Below are 12,286 nucleotides of genomic sequence, written 5' to 3' on the forward strand. Positions count from 1 at the left end.
GGCGGTAATCTTAATGGAAGTATTCATCCGGCGTGGTTGCTTTGATGCTGAGCGCATGAATCAGGCCGTCTGAAAACAAGTCTTGTAAAAGCTGCTTAATCATACGTTGCCGTTGGAGGCGGCCGATATTTTCAAATGTGTTGCTGACCACCAGTATCGCATAATGCCCGCCGCCTTTATTGCCGGCATGGCCGGCGTGCAGATGGCTCTCATCTTCAAAATCGAAGAACTCAGGCTCAAGTGCCTGCAGGCGTTCTTCAATCATTTGACGCATATTGCTCATTTGAACACGGCTTTAAAGGGTTTGATCAAGACTTCGGCGTATACGCCGGCATCGACGTAAGGGTCTTGTTCGGCCCATTCTTGTGCGGCGTCTAAAGACTCAAATTGAGCCACAATCAGGCTGCCGGAGACGCGTTCCGGATTATCCGGCAGGGGATTGGGGCCGGCAGTCAGCAGGCGGCCTTGCGCTTTCAATTCTTCCAAACGTGCCAAATGCGCGGGGCGTGCCGCCATGCGTGCTTCGTGGACATCTTCGGCATCAGTGGCCAAAAGCATGAAATATTCCATTATTGATCCTCCTTAGGCTGGAAACGCATCAGATACATGCCCTGTGCGATAGAAAAAATGATTGTGAAACCCAATGTGCCGAACAATTTGTAATTGACCCATTGGTCTGGAAAATACGTAAAGACAAAGAGATTGGCAGCCCCCATAAAAATCAGGAAGCCAATCCATGCATAAGTCAGGCGCGTCCATACAAAATCAGGAAGCTGCATTTCTTTACCCATCACGGCTTTTAGCCCGTTTTTACCGGCAAGATGACTAAACAGCATGACGATCGCGCCGATCCAAAACAGAACGGTCGGTTTCCACATGATGAAGCGGTTGTCTTTCAGTAAAATCGTTGCACCGCCAAAAAAGACAATCAAAATCAGGCTGATCCATTGCATGGTGTCCAGCTTGTGGTGTTTCCAAAAGGTCAGTGCAGCTTGGGCAATGCCGACTACAACCGCAACAGCCGTTGCGGCAATCATGTCTTTGGTGATGATGTATGTAATGAAAAATAAGAATACGGCGAATAAGTCGCTCAAAACTTTCATATGTTAATGATGAAACTAATTGAGTAAATGCTAATCATACAGGCAGATGTGTTTTTTTGCACCTTCCCTCATGACTTTAATGCCGCATATATTTATATAAAATATTTGTTTTGGGTCGGAGAAATTTGTAAAAAAGAAACACAAGCATGCAAAAGTAATAGATTTACCAAGGAATTTCAGGCTGAATGGCCTGTATTGCTTGGCAGGAATGGGTTAAAAATATATCATGACGTAATATCTAGTAAATATATGGTTAAATGCGCGCACATTGGTCAGTACCATAATTTCCGAACAGGGGATCAGTTTTGAAAAAACATCACAATATTAAATTAATTACAGCTTCTATCGCTTTAATGACATCGCTCAGTGCTTCTGCAGGTTTGGGCGGTTTGAACGTTCAATCTCATTTGGGCGAGCCTTTTACAGGCAGTATTACCGTAACAGGCGAGGAAGCCCAGGCTCTGCTTAACGGCGGCAATGCCACTATTTCAAATGGCAATTTGCGCGCGGCAGTACGCAAATCAGGCGATAAGGCAGTCGTTACGATTCGTTCTTCTAAAGCCATTAAAGATCCTGTTTTGGTTTTCCAAGTAGGTGTGGGCGCGCAATCGCGTGAATACACTGCCATCATTGATCCGGCCGGATACGACGCTAAAGATGCGGCATCCGTCCGCACCCGTCAGGCTGCCGAATCCCAAACCTTCGAGCCGACGCGCAATGCCCAACAGCCTGCCACAAAAAACAATAAAGCAACAGGCAATCAGGCAGTTCAAGTGCGTAAAGATGCGCAGCGTAAGGCTGAGAAAAAACAAGTTCAGACGGCCTCTGCTAAAAACGATACGGCCGTACGTTCAGGCAGACAGCATTTGGTGCGTACGGGTGAAACCCTGATTGCCATTGCGTCCAGCATCCGTCCGCAAGGTATGACCTTGGATCAAACTATTCAAGCGTTGGTTAATGCCAATCCGAATGTGTTTATTGATAACAATGCCAACCGTATGTTGGCAGGTAAAGTGCTGAATATCCCGAGCCGTAGCGAATTGCAACGCTTGGCTGCTTCTTCGCCTGTTAAAGCCGATACGGCGCCGGAAAAAGGCAATGAGGCCGCCAATACAACAGAAGCTAAAACAGAAAAACCTGTTACTCAGCTTGATGTTCAGACTGAAACTCAGGTTAAAGATGCCGGCGCAAATCTTCAGCAACAGGAAGAAGTGAAACAAGCTTCAGCTGCGCAAACAGAGCAAGCAGCATCTGTGGCTGTCAATGAAAATGCAGCATCAGCAGCTCCTGCTTCCGATGTTCAAGATGTTATGGCTTCCGATAACCAAGAGAATGTATTGGCTTCAGAACCTGTCGCTACGACTGATTCTGCTGCAGAGCCGGCAGAGAGTGAATCAGACGGCAATTTGTGGAAATGGTTGTTGGCAGGCGGCGCAGCCCTTATTGCTGCTTGGTTGTTGTTGAGAGCTGCCGGTAAGCGTAAAGACGAGCCGAAAGCCGCACCTGCAAGCCGTAAGGATGAAGAAAAGCCTGTACAGAAAAGTGCTGCTGCTTCAGCCGCTGCTGCGGTTGCCGCAAGCAAAGTAACGCCGTCTGAAAAAACTCAAGAAGGTTTGCTTGTCGAAGATGATTTTGAAGATGATATCGTTATCAATGAAGTAGAAGAATCTTCCAATGTTGACGATGTCAAACTTGATTTGGGCAAGATTGACCATAGTCAGGCAGGCATTCTTTCCAGTGCAGTAACGCATGATGCAGAAACAGAGCAACGCCGTCATGCGGATTGGGACAATATTGAGTCGACAGAAAGCGTGTATGAACCCGAGCCGGAAAATCCGTATCAGCCGGTATCTGTTGTCATGCCTGAGCGAAATGAAGAGCTGCTAGAGTTTACAGTAGAAACGCCTGAAAATTCAGACGACCATGTGCTGCCATTTGATGTCAAGCAAGATCAGGACGTACAAATTCAAGAAACCAAAGAAGAAGCAGAGAAAGAAGAAGCTGCTTCCGAGTTTGTGATTGAAGAAGGTGCATTGGAATGGGAAGCTGAAGATGTTTCAGTGGCCGCCGATAAAAGTAATAGCGAAAGAGGCTTTGTTTCAGAATCAGTCGGTATGACTGCTCCGCTCGAGGCTAAATATGATTTGGCCAAGATGTATATCGAAATCGGTGATCCTGAGGCAGCCCGCGAAACATTGCAAGGGCTGATTGAAGAAGCTGAAGGCGATATTCTATATAAAGCCCAAAAACTGATGAAAGAACTTGGCGCATAAGTGTCAGTCAAATGAAGATGCCGTTTCAGACGGCATCTTTTTTATGGTAAATTAAAAGATGAGATTTGGGCCGAATCCATTTTTAGATATGACAGTATTGCATGGCAGTTCTATGGTGGACGAAGATAAAGGCCGTCTGAAATACATGATGAGAGGCGTGTGATGATCACGCCTTTTAATATTTGTTATTTGAGCGTGGACAACAATATCCATTTATAAGAAGTATAAGAAATGACCGAACAAACGAATACAACAGGACATTCCGTCCAGCGTTGGGCTTTAACTCTATCTTATGACGGAAGCCGTTTTTATGGCTGGCAAAAACAGGCAGGAGACCTGCCGACTGTTCAGACGGCCTTAGAGCAGGCATTAACTTCAATAGCAGGAGAGCGGATTAATACGATTGTTGCAGGAAGGACGGATACGGGTGTGCATGCGACAGCTCAGGTTGTACACTTTGATACATCTGTAAGCCGTCCGGAGCAAGCGTGGGTGCGTGGAGTCAATGCGCATTTGCCTGACGGTGTGGCTGTATTGCTTGCACAAAAAGTTGCACCACATTTCAATGCCCGATTTGATGCTTATGGCCGGCATTACCGTTATTTGCTGGAATCATCTCCGGTTCGCTCTCCGTTGTTGGTCGGCAGGGTGGGGTGGACGCATTTGAAATTAGATTTAAATCTGATGAGGCAGGCTGCTGCTTTATTGGAGGGTGAACATGACTTCTCCAGTTTTCGAGCGGCTGAATGCCAGGCAAAATCGCCGATAAAAACGCTGTATAGAGCAAGTATTAGTGGGACTCCTCGTTATTTGTGCCTTGATTTGCATGGAAATGCATTCTTGCATCATATGGTGCGCAATATCATGGGCGCATTGGTATATGTAGGAAGTGGCAGGATCAGTGTGGATGAATTTCAGTCAATCTTTCATGCAAGAAGCAGATTGAAAGCGCCTCCGACCTTTATGTCTGACGGCCTGTATTTGACAGGTGTCGATTATCCTGATGAGTTTGGGGTGGTAAGACTGCCTCTGCCTGAGTGGATGAATGTTTCGGGTAATGTTTTTCAGACGGCCTAATTGACGGATTGTTGGTATAAAAGCAACAAAATAGCGTGATTGATGTGTAAATTAACAAAGTGTTGTAAAAATGCACAATTGGTTTTAAAAGAAATTTATCATTGATTTTAAATAATAAATTTCCTTTTTCTAGGCTGTGTTTGCCTTTGCTGGGTTTCAATGGTGGTGGGGGTGGATTGAATAAAGTTTGTTTTTTTAGAGAGGAGCAATTATAGTAACAGTCATGGAATCGCTGATTCCAGCGATAATGTAAGCCTAAGCGGATTGTCCGGTCTGCTTAAGTTATTTCTTCACAATAGAAAAGGAATACAGCAATGAAAAAATCTCTGATTGCTCTGACTTTGGCAGCTCTGCCTGTTGCAGCTATGGCTGATGTGACTCTGTACGGTCAAGTTAAAGCCGGCGTTGAAATTTCTAAAGTAAAAGTGGGTAAAGCTACTTCTAAAACTGCTACTGAGATTGCTGACTACGGTTCTCGCATCGGCTTCAAAGGCCACGAACACTTGGGTAACAACCTGAATGCTATCTGGCAAGTTGAACAAAACACTTCTATCGCCGGTGGTGACTCTGGTTTTGCTAACCGTGAATCTTTCATCGGTTTGGAAGGTGGCTTCGGTAAAGTTCGTGCCGGTAACCTGAACACTGCTCTGAAAGACAGCAGCGACAGCTTCGACCCTTGGGAATCTGGTGCCGCTAACGCAGACGCCCTGCAACTGGGTAAAATCAAACGTGTAGATACTCGTAAAGTGTCTGTACGTTACGACTCTCCTGTATTTGGTGGTTTCAGTACAAGCGTACAATACCAACCTCGCGACAATGCTAATCCTGGCGACAAATACACTCACGTTGTGAAAAGCCGTGAATCTTACGATTTGGGCCTGAACTACGAAAACTCTGGCTTCTTCGGTCGCTATGCTGGTTCTTATGCTAAACGTGCTGATTTGGATGCTGGCTACTTGGATGCATTCAACGGCAATACTACTTTGGCTGCCGGTACTTACAAAGATCACCAAGCCCACCGTCTGACTGCTGGTTACGATGCTAACAACCTGATGGTTGCTGTTGTAGGTCAATACGAAGGTTTCAAAGCTGACGTAGCTGGTGCTAAGAAAAACGAACGTACTGAAGTTGGTGCAACTGCTGCTTACCGCTTCGGTAACGTAACTCCTCGTGTTTCTTACGCTCACGGCTTCAAAGCTAAAGAAAACGGCGTGAAACAAGAGAACAGCGCTTACAACCAAGTTATCGTTGGTGCTGACTACGACTTCTCTAAACGCACTTCTGCCCTGTTGTCAGCCGGCTGGTTGAAAGAAGGCAAAGGCGATGCTAAATACGAGAAAACTGCTGGTACTGTTGGCCTGCGTCACAAATTCTAATCTGACTTAAGATTAGTCTGAAAAAAGAGCCTGTGTTATACAGGCTCTTTTTGTTTGTGTGGAAAGTACATTTGTTGTTGAAAGAGTGGAGTAAAGTATTTTCTGAATTATTTTCAGACGGCCTATTGAAATTAAAATCGAATCTTTGTATTCTGCTTTAATATATGCTGAATAGGATTTTGGGAATTATTTTGAGTATTATTATAAATAAATTAATAATATAGTAAGATTTGTTGAATCGGGTTGATTTTACTGTGTTTCATGTCTGCTAAAGATGGGATTGTTCAATATAGTTCTAAAGTATTATTAGCATATAGAATTTGGTTTTAAGATTTGTAAACTTGATTTTAATCAAATTATCGCCGATGGATGATTCATATAATATCAGTGTTTAGAGTATCGATATATCGGGAATAGCCATGTCCTGCCTTGAAATAAAGTGTTTAAGTGGCATTTGGAAACGAATCCTTATGCTGTTTGCTGTATTTTTCGTGATGATGGTAAGCCTGCCTGCTTACGCGGAACGCTTGCCTGATTTCTTGGCAAAAGTTCAGCCGTCTGAAATTTTCCCAGGTGCTGACCGCTACGGTAAGCCAGAAGGTAAGCCCTTGGTTGCTCGCGTATACAAGGGTGAAGAGCAGCTTGGCTTGGTTTATATCACGACTGACGTAGTTAATACGCGCGGTTATTCGAGCAAACCGATCGATACGATGGTTGCCTTGGCCAATGATGGCACTATTGCCGGCGCAAAATTGGTTGAACATCATGAGCCGATTATGCTGATCGGTATCCCGCAATCCCGTGTCGATAAATTCATTGACAAATATATCGGCTTAAATTTTATTAAAAACCCGCCTCAACCAGGTGTTGCACCAGGGGATATTATTAGTGGTGCGACTGTAACCCTGATGGTCATCAATGACAGTATTCAGCGCTCTGTTAAAGCAGTAATCCATCAATATCATTTGGGTACAGATAAAGCAGTTCAAGCCGGTACGGCAGCTGCTTCCGGCGAACAGTCTGCAGAACCTGCCGTTCAAACCCGTCCGCGTCGTGTTGCCAATCAAGACAAACAAGATATCCTGTCATGGAATGCGCTTTTGGAACAAAAAGCCGTCGGTCATCTGCATATTTCTATCGACGAAATCAATAAACTGTTTGAGAAAAGCGGTAAAGCAGGTGTGGCAGATCATGCGGAGCAGGGCGATGGTAATGATACATTTATTGATCTGTATGTTGCCTTGGTCAGCCAACCTTCCATCGGTAAAAGCCTTTTAGGTGAAGCTGGTTGGAACAACCTGCAAAAACGTTTGAAACCTGGCCAAGAAGCTGTGATGGTGGCCGGCGAGGGTCGCTATTCTTGGAAAGGTTCGGGTTATGTCCGCGGCGGTATCTTTGACCGTATTGAAATGATTCAAGGCGATACCAGCTTCCGCTTTACCGATGCGCAACATGAACGTGTAGTTGCTTTATCCGCCGAAGGTGCGCCCGCATTTAAAGAGGTTTCTTGGTTCACCATCCCCGAAGGTGTAGAATTTGATGGTGCTGAGCCATGGCGTTTGCAATTGATGATCCAACGCGTATTGAGCGTAAATGATAAGGCATTTGTAACTGCCGATTTGGATTATGAATTGCCAAAAGGCTATTACGTTGACGATCCTAAAGCACCGCCGGTTGAAATCAGTGCACCGGTTGAGCCGGTGGCTGCGGCAGCCTCTGCTCCGGAAGAAAGTACAGGTATTGCAGAAGATGCAACGGCTGAGGAAGGCGTATCCAACCAACTTTGGAAACAGGTTTGGAAAGCCAAACAAGGTCAAATCGTAGTTGTTGGTATTGCTTTGACAATTCTTCTGTTGGTATTCCTGTTCCAAGACTGGATTGTCCGTTACGAAAAATGGTATGACCGATTCCGTCTCTGTTTCCTGACCTTTACGCTGTTTTATATCGGCTGGTATGCTCAGGCACAATTATCGGTAGTGAATACTTTGACGTTGTTCTCAGCCATTTTGACTGAATTCCACTGGGAATTCTTCCTGATGGATCCGCTGGTATTCATTTTGTGGCTCTTTACGGCGGCGACCATGCTGTTGTGGAACCGCGGTACATTCTGTGGATGGCTGTGTCCTTTCGGTGCATTGCAAGAGTTAACCAACCGTATCGCCAAAAAATTGGGTCTGAAACAAATTACAGTGCCACACTTGTTGCATACCCGTCTGAGTGCGATTAAATATGTAATTTTCTTCGCCTTGTTGGCAATTTCCCTGTACGATTTGGGTACGGCTGAAAAATTTGCTGAAATTGAGCCTTTCAAAACTGCAATTATTTTGAAATTCATGCGTGAATGGTGGTTCGTTCTGTTCGCCGCCGCTTTGCTGGTTGCAGGCTTGTTCATCGAACGTTTCTTCTGCCGTTATCTGTGTCCTTTGGGTGCAGGTATCGCATTGCCGGGCCGCTTCCGTGTGTTTGATTGGTTGCGCCGTTATAAAATGTGCGGTAACCCATGCCAGATTTGTACACACGAATGTCCAGTACAGGCAATCGCACCAGAAGGCGACATTCATCCGAACGAATGTATCCAATGTCTGCATTGTCAGGTAATGTATCATCACGATACGCGTTGTCCTCAAGTAGTGGCAACGAATAAGAAAAAACAAAAACAAGCGGCGGCAAAAGCTGAACAGCATGATGCGGCAGCAACGCAAAATGCCCAAGAACAAGTCGTCCAGTTTGTTAAAAAAGAATCGGCAATCAGTGTCGACAAGTAGTAATTTATCAATAAAAAAAGAGGGCTGTATCGGCAGCCCGACTTAGAAAGTTTTTCATCGGCAGGCCGTCTGAAAAATCGGCCGCCGGATTTTATCCAAGGAGTGTCGTATGTCAGACGAAAAATTAGAACAAAACGGCTTAAGCCGTCGTTCATTCTTAGGTACTGCCGCTGCTTCCGGTGCAGGTATTGCCGGTGCCGGTTTGTTGGGCTTGGCCGGTTGCTCTAACGGCGAGGGTGATAAAGCTGCTGCTTCCGGTGCTGCACCTGCGGAAAAAGCCGCTGCTCATTCTGCCGAGCCGGGTAAACAGACTTCCGAAGTCGGTCCAGGCGAACTTGACCAATACTACGGTTTCTTGTCAGGCGGTCAATCAGGCGAAATGCGCTTGATCGGCGTACCTTCTATGCGTGAGTTGATGCGTATCCCTGTATTCAATATGGACAGCGCTACCGGTTGGGGCCGTACCAACGAGAGCCTGCGTATTTTGAATGAAAAAATTACGCCGGAAACCCGTAAATTCCTGCAAGACAGCGGTCTGCGCTGCTACCCTAACGGCGACTTGCACCACCCGCACTTGTCTTTTACCGATCAAACTTACGACGGCCGTTATGCTTACGCCAACGATAAAGCAAACACCCGTGTTTGCCGCGTCCGCTTGGATGTAATGAAAACCGATAAAATCATCGATATTCCTAATGCTTCAGGTATCCACGGTCTGCGTCCGCAACGTTATCCGAAAACCGGTTACGTTTTTGCCAACGGCGAACACATTGTTCCAGTTGACGGCGTAGGCAAATGGGATGATGCGAAAACTTGGAATGCCGTGTATACCGCAATTGACGGCGAAACCATGGAAATCGCATGGCAAGTTTTGGTAGACGGTAACTTGGACAACGGCGATGCCGACTACCAAGGTAAATACTCTTTCTCTACCTGCTATAACTCTGAACGCGCTCTGACTGTACAAGGTGCTTCTTCTAACGAGCAAGACTGGTGTGTGGTATTTAACCTGGCCGCCATCGAAGAAGGCATCAAAAAAGGCGACTTCAAAGAAGTTAACGGCGTGAAAATGTTGGACGGTCGTGCGGAAGCCAACTCTCCATACACTCGTTACATCCCGGTTCCTAACTCTCCTCACGGCTGTAATGCAAGCCCTGACGGCAAATACATCATGCTCAACGGTAAACTGTCTCCAACTGTTACCGTATTGGATGTCAGCAAACTGGATGACTTGTTTGCAGGTAAAATCAAAGAGCGCGATGTTGTCGTAGCCGAGCCTCAACTGGGTCTTGGCCCATTACACACTGCATTTGACGGTCGCGGCAATGCCTATACTACATTGTTTATCGACAGCCAAATGGTGAAATGGAACATCGACGACGCGATTAAAGCCTATAAAGGCGAGAAAATTGATCCGATTAAACAAAAACTCGACGTTCACTATCAACCTGGCCACAACCACACTACCATGGGCGAAACCAAAGAAGCCGACGGTAAATGGTTGGTATCTTTGAACAAGTTCTCTAAAGACCGCTTCTTGAATGCCGGTCCTTTGAAACCTGAGTGTGACCAATTGATCGACATCTCTGGCGATGAAATGCGTCTGGTGCATGACAATCCGACTTTTGCCGAACCACACGACTTGTGCTTGGTTGCTGCGTCTAAAGTGAACCCAAGCAAAACTTGGGACCGCAAAGACCCATGGTTCTGGCAAGAAGCTTTGGAACAAGCTCAAAAAGACGGTGTTGAGCTGGAAAAAGCTGCCAAAGTCGTACGTGAAGGCAACAAAGTACGCGTGTACATGACTGCCGTTGCGCCTGCTTACAGCGTTCCTCAATTTGAAGTGAACCAAGGCGACGAAGTTACCGTATATGTAACCAACGTTGAGACCATTGAAGACTTGACTCACGGCTTTACTTTGGAAGGTTATGGCATTGCTATGGAGATTGGCCCGCAAGCTACATCTTCTGTAACCTTCAAGGCTGTCCGTCCAGGTGTACACTGGTACTACTGCCAATGGTTCTGCCACGCATTGCACATGGAAATGTCTGGCCAAATGATTGTTAAACCAAAATAATTTCGGTTTGATGATTTAATTCTTCAGGCCGTCTGAAAAAATATTCTTTCAGACGGCCTTTATAGCAAAGTTGTTTGTCGGCCGATATGGCCACAAAATGAAAGCCATCATCAGACAGCTTTGCTATAACACCAAAATACCTGTTTCCGCATCGGTTTATCATGCGGCAAGCAGGCCGTCTGAAACAGAGATATGATTATGACGCACACACAAATCCATCGTTCCAAATGGCAACGTGCCGCACTCGTATTGCTGCTTGGCAGCATGGTTCAGACGGCCTTTGCCGCAGTCATCAACGTATCCGCACAAGACAATCTCAATGATGCTTTGGCGCGCGCCCAAGCCGGCGATACGCTCAAGCTTGCCTCCGGTACATACAAAACCAAACTCTATATCGACAAACCCATTACCATCGAAGGCCCTGCCGACCGTTCCGCCAAGATCGTCGGCGACCGAAGGGGGAGGACGGTTGCCGTTCATGCGCCTGATGTAACTTTGCGCAATCTGACCGTTTCCCATTCCGGCATGAGTTTGCCGGCAATGGATGCCGGTATCTATTTGGAAGAGACGGCAACGCGCGCGCTGGTGGAGCATAACAACATCATTGACAATTCTGTCGGCGTGTATATTCACGGTGCGGCAGAATCCATGGTGCGGGAAAATAAAATCATCGGCGATGCAACCCTGCGCGTCAACGAACGCGGCAACGGCGTAACCGTCTGGAATGCGCCCGGTGCGCAAGTGGTCGATAACGATATTTCCAAAGGCCGTGACGGTATTTTTTCAAATACCAGTACCCATAATACCTACAAAGGCAACCGTTTTAGCGACTTGCGCTTTGCCGTCCATTATATGTATACCAATGACAGCGAAGTCAGCAACAATATCTCCGTTGGCAACAATATGGGTTATGTGCTGATGTTTTCTGAACGCTTGAAAGTGTATGGCAACATTGCCGTTGGTAGCCGCGACCAAGGCATTATGCTCAACTACGTCAATTATTCCGAAATTCACGATAATGTGATCAACAAGGCGGGCAAATGTGTGTTTGCCTACAATGCCAACTACGATAAAATCTTTGCCAATCATTTCGAGAACTGCCAAATCGGTATCCACTTCACCGCAGCCATCGAAGGCACAACCCTGTACGAAAATTCATTTATCAACAACGAAAGCCAGGTTAAATATGTCAGCACCCGCTTCCTCGATTGGGGCGAGGGTGGTCGCGGCAACTATTGGAGCGATAACAGCGCCTTTGACCTTGACGGCGACGGCTTCGGCGACAGTGCCTACCGTCCCAACGGGATTATCGACCAAATCATCTGGCGCGCACCCGTCGCCCGGTTATTGATGAACAGCCCTGCCATAAGCATTGTCAAATGGGCGCAATCGCAATTTCCCGCCATCCTGCCCGGCGGTGTAATTGACAGCAAGCCTTTGATGAACCCCGTCCGCAATAAAACGACAACCAAATACGAAGCCATGAAGGACGAATTGCTGCATGAAGCAAAAACGCACCAATCCGAATGGGGTAATGCCGAAAACGGTGCGCTGACAGGCGGAAATGCCAATATGTAACCTTTCAGACGGCCCAATATCAAAGGCCGTCTGAAAC

At 46.4% G+C, this 12,286-nt stretch carries 9 protein-coding genes; 6 read left to right on the top strand and 3 right to left on the bottom strand.

What is annotated here, in order from left to right:
* Positions 1 to 10: 10 nt before the first annotated feature.
* From BBP27_RS00750 to BBP27_RS00760, 3 genes are read right to left on the bottom strand one after another with little or no spacing between them, the layout of a single operon-like run.
* Positions 11 to 283, bottom strand: coding sequence for a BolA family protein (locus BBP27_RS00750; RefSeq protein WP_188211841.1), 273 nt, complete (start codon positions 281 to 283; stop codon positions 11 to 13).
* Positions 280 to 570 carry a YciI family protein gene (locus BBP27_RS00755; RefSeq protein ID WP_004519663.1) on the bottom strand — a complete coding sequence of 97 codons (291 nt, stop codon included), beginning with the start codon at positions 568 to 570 and terminating at the stop codon, positions 280 to 282. The genes BBP27_RS00750 and BBP27_RS00755 overlap by 4 nt, the downstream gene beginning before the upstream one ends.
* Complete coding sequence (locus BBP27_RS00760; RefSeq protein ID WP_070836890.1) at positions 570 to 1,103, bottom strand: septation protein A; 534 nt, start codon at positions 1,101 to 1,103, stop codon at positions 570 to 572. The genes BBP27_RS00755 and BBP27_RS00760 overlap by 1 nt, the downstream gene beginning before the upstream one ends.
* Before the next feature lie 353 nt (positions 1,104 to 1,456).
* On the opposite strand from BBP27_RS00760, the gene BBP27_RS00765 reads away from it, so the two are divergent.
* The 6 genes from BBP27_RS00765 to BBP27_RS00790 all read left to right on the top strand — a co-directional run bounded on the left by BBP27_RS00765 (position 1,457) and on the right by BBP27_RS00790 (position 12,249).
* Positions 1,457 to 3,376, top strand: a complete 1,920-nt coding sequence (locus BBP27_RS00765) for a motility hub landmark protein FimV (protein WP_188211840.1) — start codon at positions 1,457 to 1,459, stop codon at positions 3,374 to 3,376.
* A gap of 231 nt (positions 3,377 to 3,607) precedes the next feature.
* Positions 3,608 to 4,453 carry a tRNA pseudouridine(38-40) synthase TruA gene (gene truA, locus BBP27_RS00770; RefSeq protein ID WP_188211839.1) on the top strand — a complete coding sequence of 282 codons (846 nt, stop codon included), beginning with the start codon at positions 3,608 to 3,610 and terminating at the stop codon, positions 4,451 to 4,453.
* A 314-nt stretch (positions 4,454 to 4,767) separates the two neighbouring features.
* Positions 4,768 to 5,829 (top strand): trimeric porin PorB, encoded by a 1,062-nt coding sequence (porB, locus tag BBP27_RS00775; RefSeq protein ID WP_188211838.1) that lies wholly within the window; start codon positions 4,768 to 4,770, stop codon positions 5,827 to 5,829.
* A 470-nt stretch (positions 5,830 to 6,299) separates the two neighbouring features.
* The gene (locus tag BBP27_RS00780; protein WP_188211837.1) at positions 6,300 to 8,594 is read left to right on the top strand and encodes a NosR/NirI family protein; all 2,295 of its coding nucleotides are present in this window, start codon (positions 6,300 to 6,302) and stop codon (positions 8,592 to 8,594) included.
* Between the two features lie 109 nt (positions 8,595 to 8,703).
* Entirely contained in the window at positions 8,704 to 10,671 is a 1,968-nt protein-coding gene (gene nosZ / locus BBP27_RS00785) for a TAT-dependent nitrous-oxide reductase (RefSeq protein WP_070646250.1), read from the top strand.
* 198 nt (positions 10,672 to 10,869) lie between these two features.
* Complete coding sequence (locus BBP27_RS00790) at positions 10,870 to 12,249, top strand: nitrous oxide reductase family maturation protein NosD (protein ID WP_485953267.1); 1,380 nt, start codon at positions 10,870 to 10,872, stop codon at positions 12,247 to 12,249.
* Positions 12,250 to 12,286: the final 37 nt, after the last annotated feature.

The organism is Neisseria sp. RH3002v2g (genome assembly GCF_014596425.2).
Classification (GTDB): domain Bacteria; phylum Pseudomonadota; class Gammaproteobacteria; order Burkholderiales; family Neisseriaceae; genus Neisseria.